Here is a 17,931-nt window from a genome sequence, read left to right on the forward strand (position 1 = left end):
TATTAAACGTCCTTAGCCAAAAAGTGATAAAAAGTGGTTCACTGCGGCGGAAAACCCCGCAGGGTTACTGCTGTGGACATTATGTCCGGCCTGAGAAATTATTTTTAATGGCAGTGCATACTGCTGCGCGATTTGCTTAAACTTCTGATCTTGCTCACCGCATAAGTAAATAAAAGGGAGTGTCATTTCCTGTAATTCCGTGAGCAGACACGATTGATGCCCAAGTGAGGTATTTTCCAGCATATCGGCAATACTGCTGCCTCTGTTCTGGCTACGAAGATGAATGAGCCGAAGGCGCTGCGCCGGAGATAAATCTACGAATACAGGCTGTTGATACCAATCCGCTAAAACTACCGATATCGGTTCTGTACGGAAACGTTGTGCCCAGTGTTCATCATGTAATAATCTGGCATCACGTTCTTTTTGAGACAACAGACCCGGATTTCCGCCTTCCACCAGAATGCCTTTTAACCCCTGTGGCGCAATTTGCATTGCCTTAGCTTGCGTTTTATAAGCCTGAACTGCATGATACATGGCAATCCGACCGCCCAGTGAATACCCCAGTAACCAATAGTCATGGATCTGACAAGCAAGTAAAGTTTCGCCCAGCAGCCTGTTCATTTCGGCAAAACCATCCGTAAGCGTAATATCAGCAGAATTACCATGACCGGGCAGATCAATGACCAAAGAAGGATACTGGTTACAATCGTTGATAACGGGCTGCCATTCACTGCCACTCCCCAGCAGACCATGCAGCCAGACTAACCACGGGCCTTGTTTGTCCGTATTGAAAGTCTGACAGGCCAGCTTCATAGTTCTGCTACCTGTTTCAGTAATGCTTGCAGACACATCGCGCCTTCATCATCTGCCACGTTTAATTCCACGATGGTTGCAACATTTTGCAGCCATGCCTGTTCAACAGATTGTTTTAACTCAGGCCAGCTTTGTGGGGCACAATAATGCAGGCCGAACATGGCGGCAGCATGATTAAAACTGATATTTTGCGGCATACAGTAAAATTGCTGACGCACTTCCTGAGGTGTCGGTAGTAATGAAAAAATCTGGCCTCCATTATTATTGACGATAATCAATACTACAGGTGAAGAGACTTCACGCAGTAAAGCCAGACTGTTCAGATCATAAAGTGCGGAAATATCGCCGATAATCGCCAGTGTGGGTTTAGCTGTTGCCCGTTGTACTCCGGCTGAAGTGGCGATTAACCCATCAATACCACTTGCTCCACGATTACTGTAAACCGGATAACCGACAGGAAATTGCCCTAACGCATCAATCAGACGAACAATCAGGCTATTGCCGACAAACAGTTGCCCATTTTCCGGCAGTAACTGATCCAGTTGATGTGCAACTGCCGCCTCACTGAATTTGCCTGCCAGTTTTTCAGTAACACATTCCGATGCTTTTTCTGACCATATTTCCAGTTCACTCGCCCAAGAAGCATTAAGATGATCAGTGCGCGCGGGATGCTCGCGTAACCAGCTCGTAATATCGCAGGTAAATTTGCGTCCCTGATGATTGGCAGGATCAAGCCTTCCGGTCATAGCATCGATCACCCAGTATTCTTCTGGCTGACATGTGGCCTGCCACTGCAATAACCTCTTTCCTGTCAGGCCAGAGCCAAACTGAATAACCAACTGTCCTTTTGCCAGAATTTCCTGTACACGAGGATGATTCAACCATAAATCAGCACAAGGCAAAGGCTGTCCGGTCTGAGATAACACATCACCAATTAATGGCCATCCCATATCTTTTGCCCACTGTGCAACACATTTTCCCTCTTCTGCACTCATTCTCCCTGCCAGAACAACACCACGTTTTTGCTGCCAACAATCCCAGTCAGCAACTCTGGCTGTAATTGTTTTCATTGATTGCTGAAGCCACGGCTGACTCCCCTGCCACCAGTTTCCCAGTGTTGCTAACCATGACTGGTATTTATCATCATCACCATACAAAGGCTCAGCAAAAGGGCAATTAATATGCAGCCCTCCCTGCCTGAGGTTTGACATCGCATTATCAACGACGGAGACCAGCCAACTGGCGGGGATATCGGTGGTTGGTCGCGGCAAAGAGAGTGTTTGTGCCGGATGTGAAGCAAAAATACCTTGCTGACGAATAGCCTGATTGGCACCACAATCAATCAGCTCAGGAGGCCTGTCTGCGGTGAGAAATATCAACCGTTCTCCGGTTAAACCCGCTTCAATCAGGGAGGGATAAAGATTGGCGACTGCGGTTCCTGATGTCACGATAACAGCAACGGGTTGCCCGCCTGCTTTTGCCAGCCCCAGCGCCAGATGGCCTAACCCTCTCTCATCAAAGTGGGTATGACATATCAGTTTACCGTTCTGTTCGGCGGCTTTATTTACAACAGAAAGTGTCAATGGGGTAGAACGGGAGCCGGGCGCAATACACACATGATGCAGACCATGACGAGTCAGTGCTTCCAGTAAAAGTTCCGCCCAACGACGGTTCAGTGCGCTGTTTGACATAGGATGTTCGAAACTTATCTAAAAAGAAAACTTATCTAAAAAAATAAATTATATAAGATATTCATCGCGCTCATTCCGTTAAAAACACTTTCTTTGTGATAGTTCAAAGAAATATCATTTTATTGACATTATTCCTTTGATAGCCGTATTTTTTTGATAAAAAAAGTATACCGCTGCGCTTATTCCACAGCCAAATTACCCAATAATGAGCGCAATCCTGCTGCCTTATTCTCTATTTCTCTCCATTCCTGTTCGGGGTCTGAACCGGAAACAATCCCTGCCCCGGCATACAATGACAATAAAGCGCCATCGATATACGCGCACCGTAGTGAAACCGCAAATTCACTCTGTTCAAAACCTAAATATCCGGCAGATCCTGCATACCATCCCCTGTGAAAAGGCTCATTCTCCGCCAGAAACTGCCGGGCAGCTTCTCGGGGCAGACCGGCAACAGCCGCGGTTGGCTGCAAACGACGCAGACAATCACTATCCGATATCTGATTTAAGAACCCGTTAATATGCCTGCGCAAATGTTGTACTTTGCGTAAACGAATAACATCAGGCGGAGCAACATCAATTGCCGTCACACCTCCCTGTAAACGCTGGCAGATATCATCCACCACAAGCAAATTTTCATGCTGATTCTTTTTATCTTGTAATAACCATTGCCCCAGCTCTTTTGCTTTTTGATCGTCATCAGCATTTATTGTTGTTCCTGCCAGTGCTTCAGTAAATAACTGTCGCTGGTGGCGGTAATAGAGTCGTTCAGGTGTGGAAGCAAGGAAAGCCTGTGTATGACTGAAAGCCAGCATGAAATGATAACAATGATGATTAACTTCACGGCTGGCCGCCATAAATTGGGCAGCTTGCAAAGGCATATCCAGCATAAGTTCTGTTTTTCGTGCCATAACCACTTTTTCCATTCTTTTCCGGGTAATGGCATCCAGAGCCTGCTCCAGTAGTATATTCCACTGTTCGCATTCAGGCATATGCTTCGTATTTAAAACCGCCGTACATGATGGTTGAAATGGCTGGTGTGGGGAAATTAGTCTGAGAAATTGGTGAATATTATCGAGATCAGACTGCCCGTCAATATTCAGATATAAATAAGTAGCCTCGTGACAGCGGCGTATTTCTATTCTGGGTAAGAACAGATAACTTTCTTCATTATCTGTATTTTCTTCTTTATCCCATCCATTTAAACCCCAAATACGCATTTGAGGAAATTGAGCATATTGATTTAAAAACATCTCTGCCTGAGCGGCATTATTAAAAAGGCGAATTTGCCCACACGCGGCAACCTCTTCATGTCCATCCCTATGTTGCCAATAGAATTGTGGATAGTGCGGCTGGGCAGCTAACCATTCCAACCAGTCAGTATTATCATTTACAGGCAGCGGAAAACAGAACATCTGAATACCAGCTTCGCTAACATTTTTGGCACTAAGAGTTTCGCATACATCAGCGATAATACCGGCAATCTGATCCACAATTTTCCCCACTAGCATTTTCCTACTAACAACATGATAAAAGGCAGGATTATACGAGCCAGCCGGAATTATTAAAGTACTTATTGTTTGTATGGTTGTTTATGAGGTTAATTTTCAGGGAGGTATCTAATGTTTAGCCCGCCATTTTTGGTGATTTCTGGCGTGTTTTGATCAAAAAAATCAAGTACATGTTGTTTGTGCAAATGGATAAAACTATCGACAAAGTGCATCTCTTTAAGATAAGAGCATATTTTATTTTTAAGAGTAAACAATATAAAGCCTGAACACCATATTTAATAAAATAACAGTGTTTTTATTAACTCACCATCGAAAAAACAGACGCTATTTTAAAAACCACAATAACAATCGTTATGAAGATAAGAATAGCAGAAAGGAAGTTTTAATTTACTAAAAACAGTAAAGCTAATCATTAACAAAGAATATTAATAATGCTAATAAATATTTTTTAATTCAAAAGAACAATATTAATTAAAGAAAAAAATACCATAAGAAAAATCTTAAACCAATAACACATTGATTTATATCATAAATTAAACCACCAAAACAAACAGGGCAATAAGATATTATTTTATTTTGAATTAATAACCGATGTAAATTAATTTAATTATCACACATGTGTTATTTTTTATGAATTACCCATTGATATAAAGTGACACAATACGTATTATTTCGCCTCTTCCGAAATGAAGAAGCAAAAAATTTTCCTTAATCTAAATTTAATCTTACTTCGTCTGACTCTGCTGTTTTCTAAATAAATAAGCAGTATAAAAGGGGATGTCGTGCTATATCTTTATTTTAAGCCGATAGGCTTTCATAGATATCGGTATAAACTATTATCGTTATTCATATCACTAAGCTGCCTAATAACGTCAGAAGCCGCAAAAGCGGATTATGATGAATTAATCCAACAAGCCAGAGATGGCAATACCATCCCCGTACTTGAATATATTCGCGAGGAAGAAAAACGGCGGAAACTTTCACCTTCTCAGGTTGCCGACTGGTTACAAATTGCAGGCTGGGCAGGGCGAGATAATGAAGTGATTAATATTTGGCAACGCTATCGCTCCATGGAATTACCCGCCAGAGGAATTGCTGCCGCTGCCCGTGCTTATCGTAATCAGCGCCAATGGACACAATCCGTTCAATTATGGCACCTGGCTTCTGTCCTTGAAAACCAGAACCACGACATAAAGGCCGGACTGATTATGACGCTGGCAGATGCCAAACGGGATAGTGAAGCTCGTCGGTTGGCAAAAAGGTTACTGGCACAACATCCCAACGCTGCTAATTATCGTTTAATGGCCTATGTTGATGAAGCAGCCGGTCGTACATGGGATGCCATGCAAATGCTCTCTATCGCCCATGAGCGCTCTCCGAATGATAAAAATACCACTCACGATTATCTGTTCAGCCTGACAAACAATCGCGTGAATGGCTCTGCATGGCTTCTGGAACAAAAATACAGCGCGCAATTACAGTTATCCCCGGGGCAGCAACGCAGGCTGGAAGCCGATGCAGCGGCTGAATTAGTTCGTCTCGCAATGGCTCCTACCCGTAGCGAAAAAGAGCGTTTTGATATCGCTGACAACGCACTTACCCGCTATGACAACATGCTTAATCAATGGCGTGCACTGCCTGATGCCCAACAGGATTATCGACGTGCCCGCATTGATCGCCTCGGTGCATTGCTTGCCCGCTTCCGACCACAGGAAGTTATTGACGAATATCTTCTCCTGCAACAACAGGAAAAAAATGGCGTTGAAATAAAAAACAATGTTGAGTTACCGGATTACGTCCAAAGGTGGGCAGCTTCGGCGTATCTGAGCCTCCGTCAGCCAAATAAAGCCAGACAAATTTTATGGACACTCAATTATCCTGATGGAAAAACCCCTGTTCCTAATATTACTAAAGAAATTGACAGTGTCCTTTTTTATTCCGATGTGGAAAGTGAGCATCTGAATGAAGCTCAAAAACTGGCTGCCAATATCAAACAGCGCAACGTTTATATGGTCAATGTTTACGGTTCTCCAATCCGGGTTCCTAATGACGGCTGGCTACAAGGGCAACAGTTTCTGGCCGAATCAGCACAACTGCATGACAATTTACCTGAAGCAGAAAAACGCTTTACGCATTTAGCTCGTACAGCCCCCGGCAATCAGAAACTGCGCATTGATCTGGCAGCAATCTGGCTGGATCGAGGCTGGCCCCGTCGGGCAGAAAGCGAGCTTAAACAGGCTGAAGGGCTTGATCACCGTAATTTATCACTGGAAGTCCAGCAGGGTTATACCGCTTTAGCACTACAAGAGTGGAGACAGGTTGACTTGCTGGCTGATGATGTCATCTCCCGCGCCCCTGAGAATGTACTGGGCAAACGTTTTCACCGTCTGCGGAAAGTCCATCATATGTCAGAACTGCGTGTCAGAGTTAATCAGGGCATTGATTCAGACAGCCCCACCAGCGGTAAAAGCAGTTCAGACGTTGATGCTGTGATTTATAGCCCCCCCATTAATGATAACTGGCGTTTGTTTGCCGGTGGTGCGTATAACCGCAGTCAGTTCAGTGAAGGCCGTGGGTTAAACCGTGATTTACGCGGCGGTATAGAATGGCGGGCACGGGATATCTGGCTGGAAGGCGAAGTTTCCGGTCGGAATTATCGTCATGGTAATAAGGTCGGCCTGCGTTTTTCTGGATGGTACGACTTTAATGATGAGTGGCGTCTGGGAGGATCAACAGAGCGGCTGGCACGCAATACTCCCCTACGGGCATTAACCAATAATATTCACGCCAATGGCGGGCAAATCTATACCCGCTGGAGATACAGCGAACGCAGCCAGTGGGAAGCCAGTTTTGCATCCTCATTCTTTTCTGACGGGAATAACCGGTTTGCTTATACCGTCAACGGAATGCAACGTATCTATACCGCTCCTTATCTGAAACTCGATGCAACTCTGGAAGTCGGTACAACGCATAACAGCAAACAAAACACCCCTTATTTCAACCCTAAAAATGATTTTATCCTGCTACCTGCATTGGAAGCGGATCACATCATATACCGACATTATCAGACCGTCTGGAGTCAACAATTCATGGCCGGTATCGGCGAATACCAGCAGAAAGATTATGGCGGAGGGCTGATAACGACACTGAGTTACGGGCAACGCATTAAGTGGAATGATGTTGTGGATGCGGGCGTGCGGATCACACTGGATAAACGCCCTTATGATGGTAGACGCGAAAAAAACCTGCAAGCTGCTTTTGATTTAACATATCGGTTCTAAAGGATTTTTTATGACTTTCAATGTAATTCGCTATTGGTTAATGATTTCAGCTTTGCTGGTTAGCCTGTTTATTCCCCAACTGAATGTACTGGCTCATGCCGGAAAGCCCGATTTTGTCCCACCAGCGGAGCGCCCTTTGTCAATGAACGAGCGCCCCTGGCCTCATAACGGTTATGTTGTGTTGGGTTATCATGATGTTGAAGATGATGGTGCTGACCAGCGTTTTATGTCTGTCCGTACCAGTGCGCTGAATGACCAGTTTGCCTGGCTGCGCGCAAACGGTTATCAGCCCGTCACCGTTGATCAGATCCTCACGGCTAATCAGGGAGGAACACCACTCCCCCCAAAAGCAGTATTGCTCACTTTTGATGACGGCTACAGCAGTTTCTATCGCCGGGTTTTTCCGTTACTGAAAGCCTATAACTGGCCTGCTATTCTGGCTCCCGTCGGTATTTGGGTTGATGCTCCCCCAGGCAAACCGGTAGATTTTGGCGGGCTGAAAGTCCCACGGGAACGCTTTACTACATGGGAACAGGTTGCCGAAATGTCCCGTTCCGGTCTGGTGGAAATTGCCTCCCATACCTATCAGCATCATTACGGTGCGCTCGGTAATCCACAGGGAAATACTGAACCTGCCGCTGCCATCCGAATCTATGATCCCAAAACAGGTAAATATGAGACTGAGCAGGCATTCCGCCAGCGCATGGAGCGGGATGTCAAAAAAATCACCCAACGGATCATATCTGCCACAGGTAAAAAGCCGCGTGTCTGGGTCTGGCCTTATGGCATTGACAGTGGTGTCACGCTGGATATAGCAAAGCAGTATGGCTATAAACTGGCTCTGACACTCGATACCGGTCTGGCAAACGCCAAAAATCTGGATAATGTTCCACGGATTTTGCTTACCAATAATCCAACTCTGAAAGAGTTCGCTGAACAGGTTATTCAGGTTCAGAATAAATTTCCTCTGCGTATCGCCCATATTGATCTGGATTATGTTTATGACCCTGATCCTGTTCAGCAGGCGAGCAACCTTGATAAGCTGGTACAGCGTGTCGCCGACCTCGGCATTAATACTGTTTTTCTACAGGCTTTTGCCGATCCTACAGGCGATGGCACAGTCCGTGAACTTTACTTCCCGAATCGCTGGCTGCCAATGCGTGCTGATTTATTTAACCGGGTTTCCTGGCAGATACACAGCCGGTTAAACATTGATGTCTATGCATGGATGCCGGTTCTGGCCTTTGAATTAGACCCTTCCCTGCCCCGCGTCATAAGCTATGACAAAAATAGCGGTGAGTTATCAGTGGACAAAGCACAATACCGTCGGTTATCCCCTTATAACCCGGAGAATCGCCGCAGGATCAAAGAGATCTATCAGGATTTAGCCGCTCATTCCATTTTTCAGGGGGTGCTGTATCACGATGATGCCATCATGTCAGATTTTGAAGATGCAGGCCCGGATGCCATCCGTGTTTATCAGCGGGAAGGCTTTCCGGCCTCCATTGCCGAAATTCGTCAGAACCCGGAGCAATTTGCCCGCTGGAGCCGCTTCAAGAGCCGATACCTGACTGATTTCACTCTGGAACTGACTCAGGCCGTAAAATCTGTCCGGGGTTATCAGGTAAAAACCGCCCGTAATATTTTTGCTCTGCCTATTCTGGAGCCGGACAGTGAAGAGTGGTTTGCCCAGAATCTGGATGATTTTCTCGCCCATTATGACTGGGTTGCACCGATGGCAATGCCATTAATGGAAAACGTCCCTCTGTCAGAAAGCAATCAGTGGCTTTCCCGTTTAGTGAAAGCTGTCGCCCAGCGCCCTGATGCACTCAGTAAAACTGTCTTTGAACTGCAAGCTGTTGACTGGCGAAAACCATCAGATAAGAGAATGATATCAGGAGAACAACTTGCTGAATGGATGCGCCAGCTACAACTGAATGGCGCACAGAATTTTGGTTACTACCCTGATGACTTTATTAATAATCAACCAGAAATGAACTCGATCCGTCCTGTTCTTTCTTCAGAATGGTATCCACTCAATGATTGACCGTATTCTTGCTTTTATTGTGCTCTGTATTGTTCTGAGTATTCCCATCGGCATTGCCGTTACTTTTACCGGTGAGGTGATGCTGAACTTTGTCTTTTTCTGGCCACTATTTATGTCTGCTATCTGGATTTCAGGTGGCATTTATTTCTGGTTTTACCGTGAAAGGCACTGGAAACAAAGTGATGAGCCGCCTCATCTGGAAGGCGAGCCTCTGATATCCATTTTGATCCCCTGCTATAACGAAGGCCCGAATGTGCGTGAAACATTACAGGCAGCACTAAATCAGCGCTATCCCAATATTGAGGTCATCGCAATCAATGACGGCTCAACTGACAGTACCGCCCATGAACTGGATGAGATGGCCAGACAGAATCGTGCTTTGAGGGTCATACATCTGAAGCATAATCAGGGGAAAGCCACCGCTCTTCAGGCCGGAGCCGCAGCAGCCAACAGTGATTATCTGGTCTGTATTGACGGTGATGCCCTGTTAGATCGTGATGCCGCCGTATGGATGGTGAAGCCGATAATTGATCATCCCCGTGTCGGTGCAGTGACAGGTAATCCCCGAATCCGCACCCGCTCTACCCTGATTGGCAGAATTCAGGTGGGTGAATTTTCTTCTATCATTGGTCTTATCAAACGAACACAGCGGATTTATGGTCAGGTCTTTACCGTTTCTGGTGTTGTCGCTGCTTTTAACCGCCGGGCTTTGGCCGATGTGGGTTATTGGAGCAACGACATGATTACGGAAGATATTGATGTCAGTTGGAAATTGCAATTACGCCATTGGTCTGTCTTCTTCGAGCCGCGGGCTATCTGCTGGATTCTGATGCCAGAAACGCTGCGGGGATTATGGAAACAGAGATTGCGCTGGGCACAGGGCGGAGCCGAAGTCTTCCTCAAAAACCTGCGCAAGCTCTGGGCATGGGAATATCGCCGTATGTGGGTTTTATTTGCAGAATTCTGCTGCTCAGTCGTCTGGTCATTTACTTTTGCCCTTTCCATTATTTTATTTTTCCTCGGTATGTTTATCACACTCCCTGAAAACATCCGGGTTTATACCCTTTTCCCGCCCGGGTATACCGGGCTGGTATTAGGCGCAACCTGCCTGATTCAGTTTACTGTCAGTCTGGTCATTGAGCGGCGTTATGAAAAACACGTTGCATCATCACTTTTCTGGGTGATCTGGTATCCGGTTATATATTGGATGCTGAATCTGTTTACTACACTGGTCTCTTTTCCCAAAGTAATGCTTAAAGTCCGCCGCAAGCGAGCTCGTTGGGAAAGTCCGGATCGTGGGATAGAGAGAATAGAATAATGAAAGAGCCATTAATATTTACAGAGCAGAAACTATTGCCCAGGCTTATTGATATAACACTGACTGTTTTAGCGTGGGTCGGATTTGTCTATTTATTTATTGCAGGATTATTTAACTCGCCCCATCATGGCCCTAAACCTGTTATATCTATATTCAGCCCGGAGTTAAGCTCGATTACCCTTTATATCATCGTTGCTCTATTTAATGCATTTCTTCTGATCGGCTGGGCAAAGTATAATCAAATCCGTTTTCGTATAGAACGCCGCCGCCACCGACCTGCATTAAACCATAATGAAATTGCAACCAGCTTCTCTTTAGGGGAAAAGCTAATAAACAATTTAAATCAGGGCAAAGTTTCCAGTATCACTCATGATAACCACGGGCACATAGTCGGAGTCGCTGAAAAACCAAATTAATAAACAATACTCAATGGATTTTAATTTGCATCGCGGTGGCAAGAGAGCAAGTTCCCCGGTTACATATACGACCGGGAGAACATCATTACGTAGTCACTGCTATGCCTGATACCATCATCTAATTACATACGCGCGTTTAAAAAAACATCAATATGTTTCCTGATAATAAAGAATTACGGGTAGAAGTTATAAATTTCGATACAGAACAAGTCGTGGATAAATGTGATAATATTCACTACGGTCAGATTGACCCTATATTTCAATATCAAGTATTCAGTCAGAAAAATAATAAACTACTCCTGACAATTGCTGAGCAAAAACAATATTGTGGAATCGCTAGTGCATTCTGTCTCAATATAGACAGCACACAAACGATATTTAACTTTAATCCCGATATTTTGACTCGCAGTGGTATACGCGCAGATTCAAATGTCCGGCAATTGGCTAATAAGGCGGAATAACTGTATGAAAAAGCGTTATTCATTAATGCCATCACGCCCGACATTACGTCAGACTGTTCACCGTATTCATCTGATCATTACATTCGTTACATTATCGGTTGTTGGTGTATTTCTTTCTTTACTGGCGCTATTTGCCATGCAGAAATATGCTGAGAATAATCTTAAACAGATATCATCGACAATAGCCCATACCGTACAGGCAGCAGTGGTATCTAATGATAAAACAGCGGCAAACGAAATATTGGAAATGATTGCTGCCCACGATAGTTTTACCGAAGCGAAAATTTTCGATGCAAAGAATCAGGTTTTAGCCAGTTGGCATACCAGCCAGATAACAAGTTCCGGTAATTTCAGGAAGCTGATTGAATACTGGATGTTTCCTGAACCAGCCACATTTCCCATCTATCAACACCAACAACAAGTCGGTTCAGTCTGGTTAATCGGTAATAGCGAACACATCACCAAATTTATTTATCAGGCCTTACTGGTACTGTTTGCCTGCTTATTAGTCAGCGCCATGCTTTCACTTTACCTTTCCCTGCGCATGCATGACGGCGTTGTCAGAGCACTCCAAAACATTGCCAGTGTCGCCCATGATGTCCGCCAGCGCCGGGCATTTTCACAGCGGGTTCCTTCCGCGCAAATCGCAGAGCTGCATGAGCTGAGCCAGGTGTTCAACCATCTGCTGGAAGAACTGGAAGACTGGCAACATCATTTACAAACAGAAAAAGCCGCTTTGACATGGCAGGCACAACACGACTCTCTCACAGCATTACCTAACCGGGCTACTTTTGAGCGCGTTCTGGCTACAGTGATGAACGACAAATTCATGCGGAAAAGTGCTGCAATTTTATTTATTGACGGCAACCGTCTGAAATATGTCAATGATGTTTATGGGCATGCGGCAGGCGATCATGTCCTGATCACAATTGCGTCTACGTTAAAAGAGAAAGTACGGAAAACAGACACTGTCGCCCGACTCGGTGGTGATGAATTTGCCATTCTACTACCTTCAGCCAATTTAGAAGATGCTGAGAGGATCGCGAAAAATATTATTCACGCGATGGATAAGCCGGTTCAGCTTCCCAGCGGCCAACAGCTGCGTATCACACTCAGCATTGGTATCGCTTTATCAAATGGTGCGTTAACAGCAGCACAATTGCTATCCGAAGCTGATGCCGCCATGTATCACATCAAACAGCGAGGCGGCGGCTGGCACTCCGCCGATATACCCTATGGATTTCAAAATGCATCGCGGCGGCAAGAAAATGAATCTTCTGGAGCATAGGCCACGATATGGCTGGGGCGAATGAGCAAGGCCAACATCAAGGAAAACTGACAACAGGGAAAATTACTCTCTTCAGCTACAGCAATTTCAACCCAATAAACTACCGAAAGAATTTAATATACAGTTTAAAGCATGACAGGAATAAATAAAATAAGGAACAATCTGGCAAAATATTGACATCAATCAATAAAATAATTCAATTATTCCCCCAAGAGCGGCAATAATAATCGGCTTATTTTAATTACTGCCGCCGATTACGTAATTTATTACTCAACTATTGCGATATAAATATATATACAGTTCCTGTGTTCCATATCTTCCTGTAAGATAGCCAACATTATTTTTCAGGCAAACAGTCATTTTTTATAAGCACTAAGCTCACAAAATTTTACAAATCTAAGTGGTAAGACTACTTTTGGATTATGGGCTTTATCAACAAGGAGAAATGATGGGGCTGAATTTTAAATCATACCGGACATTGAATCGGGCATTTGTGGTACTATTCATTGCTATCACGTTGAGTGCTGGTAATATATTATGGAAATTATTTTCTGATTATCAGCATAATATCAAGCCAGATATGGAATTAGCGGGAATTTTTCTGATACTGGCAATGTTCATAGTTTTATACGCCATCGCTTTATTTAAACATACCAAAACTGTTATTTTACCTGACCATCAACTTAAAAAATCCATTAAGAACAGAGAATTTATTCCGTATGTCCAGCCTATTATCTGTAGTAAGAATAGCACTCTTATCGGGTGTGAAATTCTCGTCCGATGGCAACATCCAAAAAAAGGATTAGTGGAACCCCAGAATTTTATCTCACAAATTGAGAAATCAGATCTTATTATTCCCTTAACACATAACTTAATGACTCAAGTACGTGATTTTTTTGCGCCTCTGGCTTATCAGTTACCTCCGAATTTCAACTTTAATTTCAATATCAGTGCAAGGCATTATGAAGATGACAGTTTAGTAAAGGATTGTCATGATTTTCTACAGGCATTTCCTAAGGGTTCAATCCAATTAATATTAGAAATCACCGAGAGAGAATTACTGGAGCCGGATGAAAGCACAATTGAACGCCTCAACAAGCTGGATAAATTAGGTGTATTAATCGCTTTAGATGATTTTGGAACCGGCTATTCTAATCATGCTTATTTACAAAAACTGAATATTAATCTGGTGAAGATAGGCCATAACTTCATCAAAAAAATGAATACCGATATATTTTCAAAGCATATTGTTGAAAATATTATTGACCTCGCTTTACGCCTCAATTTAAAAATTGTAGCAGAAGGTGTTGAAGATCAAAAACAGGTTCATCAGCTAAATAACTATTCTGTCAATTACTTACAGGGCTATTACTTTGATCGCCCTATATCACTGGAAAAATTCGTTAACAAATGGTTAAAGCAAATAAAATAGTTATTCTTAAACCACGTTTTTTGACATACATAACATAGATTTTTATCACATTTTTCCTGAAATTGCTTTCTTCCCATTCTCATTGATCAAAATAGGTAATTTATGTGAAAAAACATAACCGTCATGCTGAAATTCAATGAGTGATTGTTTAGACGGGGAGATAAAAAAAGCATCACCATTAAAAAAACATTCTGAGTTTTTATTCAAGTAGTCACTAACAAATGACTCGATATCATTGACATCCATGAAATAAACTTCATCTTTTATATAGGAATTATCAGTTATTATAAAAATATCATCTGAAAGGTACTTCCTGAAATGTGTACTTTCTAATATTTCGACATCATCCTGATTTTCCCAACCCTCTATTTTCCCCAGAAATTCAAATCTACCCTCCTGTGAAAAACTGATATAATTTAATAAAACAATCTCACCACCGATTATAGGGTGTAACATTCTGTCAGCTTTATCCATCGTGTATTTCTTATAGTTATCCATTCTATCTGTCTTTATTCCATTATGTTTAATATAAATAACAATACATAAAATTATTCTAATCTTCTACCTTATTTAAACGCATTTTTTGGCCTTATTTAAGACCATAGATATAAAAACAGCATCACCAAAATAGTGGTGATGCTAATATTTCACATTGTTATTATTAATATTCAAGAACAAAATCAACGCACAATCAGCCCCAGTAAAATTCCAACCACACTAAAATCAGCATCACTGAATGTAGTATTGGCAATGCCGATATCACCGAGTACAGGCAGCAGGAATACCGGCAGAAATGTAATTAAAAGCCCTTGAGCAAAAGCACCAAAGATTGCGCCCCTTCTTCCTCCCGTTGCATTACCGAAAACGCCAGCGGTTGCACCAACAAAAAAATGAGGCACGACACCGGGAATAATCACCGTCATATTCAGCCAATAGAGCAAAAACATACCGATAACACCAGCAATAAAACTACTCAAGAAACCAACCAGCACTGCATTCGGAGCATAGGGAAAAACTACCGGACAATCTAATGCCGGTTTGGCATTCGGCACTAACTTATCGGATATGCCCTTAAATGCAGGCACAATCTCAGCAATGACCATCCTGACGCCTTGTAGGATGATATAAACGCCTGCGGCAAATGTGACCGATTGCATCAAAGAATACATGACGCTGTTTTTTCCACCGCTGACCTGTCGTACAAGCTCCTGATCAGCAAGCAGGCAGGTGAGGAGAAAGATAACCGCCATCGTTATGGAGATAGAAACCGAAGTATCACGCAGAAATAACAGGCTCTTTGGTACATTCATTTCTTCCGTGGAGTGAGCCTTATTTCCCAGTTTACTGCCAATAAACCCCGCCAGAACATAGGAAATCGTCGAAAAATGCCCAATAGCCACCTCATCAGAACCTGTCACTTTTTTCATATAAGGATGAGCAATCGCCGGAAAAAAGACCATTGAAATACCAACGACAATTGAACCAATCGCAACAAGCATCACGCCATTAAGCCCGGCTACAGACAGAATAACTGCCACCAGCATCGACATAAATAATGTGTGATGACCGGTCAGGAATATGAATTTCCACGGAGTAAAGCGGGCAATCAGAATATTAATCACCATTGCGAAAAACATGATCAGCGCCATCTCTTTACCAACGCTTTTCTGCGCGATAGATACGATAGCTTCGTTATTCGGCACAACACCCTGAATACCAAAAGTATGTTGAAAAATAACAGCAAATCCATTCAATGAAGTAATGATAACTCCGGCACCTGCGCCTAAAATAACAAACCCAAGTATGGTTTTTATTGTGCCTTTAATACATTCGGTCACAGATTGTTTCTGCAATATCAGACCAATCAGGGAAATCAATCCGATTAAAATGGCGGGCTCTGCCAGTACGTCATTCATCAGAAAACGGAAAAAGTCCATACTCGCCTCCGGTTACAGCTTGCCAAGGTCTTGTAATACCAAAGATAAGCGCGATTTCATTGCAGATTTATCAAGCATATTTTCTAATACAACAATTTTTCCATTTATCTGCTGCGCCGCCAGTTGTTCTGCAATATCTTTTGTCGCAACAAAAATATCGCTCTTTATCCCTTTTGCTGATCCCAAATCTGTATGTCCGACACTGGCTTCAACACCTAATTCCTGCAAAATACTTTTTATACTCATTTCCATTATCAGACTGGTACCCAAACCGTGCCCGCAAACAACTGTGATATGCATTTTGTTTTCCTGTTAACTAAAAATAGCGACTAATACCCTTGAATAATCGAAAAAATTTCATCCAGATTTTTAGCCTGTATTAACTGATTAATTTTTTCCTGATCATCAAATAGCCCGGCAAGTTCAGCAATCACTTCTATATGGCTGTAATTGCTTGTTGTAGCGAAGACGAACAATAGATTAACCGGATCATTTTCTGCTGAGCCGAACATGACCCCCTGTTTTATTAACGTCAGACTCAAAGCAAGCTGATTAACGCCCTGCTCTGGTCTGGCATGCGGTATTGCTATACCTGAACCCACGACGTAGTAAGGGCCAAATTGTTCATGGGACTGATAAATGGCCTCAACATAATCCGGCTGGATTGAGCCATTGTTTATAAGTGGCTGACAGGCGATCTCAATGGCCTCGCGCCAATCTCTGACATCAGGAATCCACTGAATTACATCGCGGGTCAGTAAAGTTCTCAACATTGAATACTCCTGATTAGATTTAATTTTTTCGATAGGATTTAAATCCGGGCTGTAACCATTCTAGCTGGCATCCATGGCTATCGCTTGGAGTATGTCATTTATGGAATGGGCACATTATCCATCACAATTCTGCCTTGTCATTGGAATTTAGGTATTATGGTATATTTTATGATTCTGCTATATATCCATAAGTAAAAGGATAGCCAATACAACCGAACGTACTGATGAAAAAGACAATAATATGGAGTAAATCACATAACGGAGAAATGGTATCCGTCTTATTTTAAGTTCAATCTAACGATGGTATTTTCATTCTGGGTTAATATAACCCTGATATAATCTCAGCCATGTTTTTTAATACAATATTATGTTTTTATTTTCCCCTAATCATATTACAGTTACCCACATAACAATTTCGTCAGAAGACGAATCACATAATACCTTTGAAAAACAATATTTTTAAAAATATACACCTTTAACTATCCCACCAATAACAATCAAATAATATACACCTATGTTTTATTTCCGTATTATCAGTATAAAACAGGGGTTACTTTTTATTTCCATTTAAGATTTAGAATCTTAAATTAAAATCAACAATCTTTATATTGCTTAAAATTAAAAGTCTGAGAGCTCACATAAAACACAAAAAAATTACAAAACCCATAAAATTTAAGTGTTGTTTAAAATGAAAAACATCGTATATTCGCTTCGAACTTTATTTGAAAGTTCTTACATTAAAATCAACTAAGGGTATGAATTATGAAAACTGAAAAGCCTTTAATTAAAACCTATGGTTCATTTATTGCTATCACTTTACGTAAAAAATCATCCCCTGGTGATGGCTTGCACGCAAGAGGCATCCGTCGCGGATAATTTTTAAAGAATAGAGATAAGTAAGGAGCGCAGAAATTATAAACCTTATTTATCTCTTATAATTTATCTTATAGTGAATTGGAATATAGA

Annotated in this window: 15 protein-coding genes; 8 read left to right on the forward strand and 7 right to left on the reverse strand. The window is 42.6% G+C overall.

Annotated features, from left to right (window positions below):
- Positions 1-12: 12 nt before the first annotated feature.
- The 3 genes from menH to menF all read right to left on the reverse strand — a co-directional run bounded on the left by menH (position 13) and on the right by menF (position 3,994).
- Positions 13-813, reverse strand: a complete 801-nt coding sequence (gene menH, locus Xinn_RS04550; RefSeq protein ID WP_169923525.1) for a 2-succinyl-6-hydroxy-2,4-cyclohexadiene-1-carboxylate synthase — start codon at positions 811-813, stop codon at positions 13-15.
- Positions 810-2,504, reverse strand: a complete 1,695-nt coding sequence (gene menD, locus Xinn_RS04555) for a 2-succinyl-5-enolpyruvyl-6-hydroxy-3-cyclohexene-1-carboxylic-acid synthase (RefSeq protein ID WP_086956207.1) — start codon at positions 2,502-2,504, stop codon at positions 810-812. The genes menH and menD overlap by 4 nt, the downstream gene beginning before the upstream one ends.
- Before the next feature lie 179 nt (positions 2,505-2,683).
- Positions 2,684-3,994, reverse strand: coding sequence for an isochorismate synthase MenF (gene menF / locus Xinn_RS04560; RefSeq protein WP_086956626.1), 1,311 nt, complete (start codon positions 3,992-3,994; stop codon positions 2,684-2,686).
- An 800-nt stretch (positions 3,995-4,794) separates the two neighbouring features.
- On the opposite strand from menF, the gene pgaA reads away from it, so the two are divergent.
- The 7 genes from pgaA (at position 4,795) to Xinn_RS04595 (ending at position 14,255) form a co-directional block, all read left to right on the forward strand.
- Complete coding sequence (gene pgaA / locus Xinn_RS04565) at positions 4,795-7,293, forward strand: poly-beta-1,6 N-acetyl-D-glucosamine export porin PgaA (protein ID WP_211285999.1); 2,499 nt, start codon at positions 4,795-4,797, stop codon at positions 7,291-7,293.
- 10 nt (positions 7,294-7,303) lie between these two features.
- A complete protein-coding gene (pgaB, locus tag Xinn_RS04570; protein WP_086956206.1) occupies positions 7,304-9,340 on the forward strand; it encodes a poly-beta-1,6-N-acetyl-D-glucosamine N-deacetylase PgaB in 2,037 nt (678 codons plus the stop codon).
- On the forward strand, positions 9,333-10,658 hold the full coding sequence (gene pgaC / locus Xinn_RS04575) for a poly-beta-1,6-N-acetyl-D-glucosamine synthase (protein ID WP_086956205.1): 1,326 nt from the start codon (positions 9,333-9,335) through the stop codon (positions 10,656-10,658). Before pgaB ends, pgaC begins: the two co-directional genes overlap by 8 nt.
- Complete coding sequence (gene pgaD / locus Xinn_RS04580; protein WP_086956204.1) at positions 10,658-11,074, forward strand: poly-beta-1,6-N-acetyl-D-glucosamine biosynthesis protein PgaD; 417 nt, start codon at positions 10,658-10,660, stop codon at positions 11,072-11,074. Before pgaC ends, pgaD begins: the two co-directional genes overlap by 1 nt.
- Before the next feature lie 152 nt (positions 11,075-11,226).
- Positions 11,227-11,535 (forward strand): YfiR family protein, encoded by a 309-nt coding sequence (locus Xinn_RS04585; RefSeq protein ID WP_099137609.1) that lies wholly within the window; start codon positions 11,227-11,229, stop codon positions 11,533-11,535.
- Between the two features lie 4 nt (positions 11,536-11,539).
- Complete coding sequence (dgcN, locus tag Xinn_RS04590) at positions 11,540-12,823, forward strand: diguanylate cyclase DgcN/YfiN (protein ID WP_086956203.1); 1,284 nt, start codon at positions 11,540-11,542, stop codon at positions 12,821-12,823.
- A 445-nt stretch (positions 12,824-13,268) separates the two neighbouring features.
- Positions 13,269-14,255 (forward strand): EAL domain-containing protein, encoded by a 987-nt coding sequence (locus tag Xinn_RS04595; RefSeq protein WP_244590131.1) that lies wholly within the window; start codon positions 13,269-13,271, stop codon positions 14,253-14,255.
- A gap of 45 nt (positions 14,256-14,300) precedes the next feature.
- Here Xinn_RS04595 and Xinn_RS04600 read toward each other — a convergent pair whose 3' ends face one another.
- The 4 genes from Xinn_RS04600 to Xinn_RS04615 all read right to left on the reverse strand — a co-directional run bounded on the left by Xinn_RS04600 (position 14,301) and on the right by Xinn_RS04615 (position 16,965).
- Positions 14,301-14,729 (reverse strand): hypothetical protein, encoded by a 429-nt coding sequence (locus Xinn_RS04600; RefSeq protein ID WP_086956201.1) that lies wholly within the window; start codon positions 14,727-14,729, stop codon positions 14,301-14,303.
- A gap of 206 nt (positions 14,730-14,935) precedes the next feature.
- Positions 14,936-16,192: a PTS ascorbate transporter subunit IIC gene (locus Xinn_RS04605; RefSeq protein WP_086956200.1), complete on the reverse strand. Its 1,257-nt coding sequence runs from the start codon at positions 16,190-16,192 to the stop codon at positions 14,936-14,938.
- Between the two features lie 12 nt (positions 16,193-16,204).
- Complete coding sequence (locus tag Xinn_RS04610; protein WP_086956199.1) at positions 16,205-16,492, reverse strand: PTS sugar transporter subunit IIB; 288 nt, start codon at positions 16,490-16,492, stop codon at positions 16,205-16,207.
- Between the two features lie 29 nt (positions 16,493-16,521).
- Entirely contained in the window at positions 16,522-16,965 is a 444-nt protein-coding gene (locus Xinn_RS04615) for a PTS sugar transporter subunit IIA (RefSeq protein WP_086956198.1), read from the reverse strand.
- 762 nt (positions 16,966-17,727) lie between these two features.
- Between Xinn_RS04615 and Xinn_RS23390 the strand changes: the two genes are divergently transcribed.
- Entirely contained in the window at positions 17,728-17,841 is a 114-nt protein-coding gene (locus Xinn_RS23390; RefSeq protein WP_425304022.1) for a lariocidin family lasso peptide, read from the forward strand.
- The last annotated feature ends 90 nt before the right edge of the window (positions 17,842-17,931 follow it).

Origin of the sequence: Xenorhabdus innexi, from assembly GCF_002632485.1 — a bacterium.
In the GTDB taxonomy this organism is placed as follows: domain Bacteria; phylum Pseudomonadota; class Gammaproteobacteria; order Enterobacterales; family Enterobacteriaceae; genus Xenorhabdus; species Xenorhabdus innexi.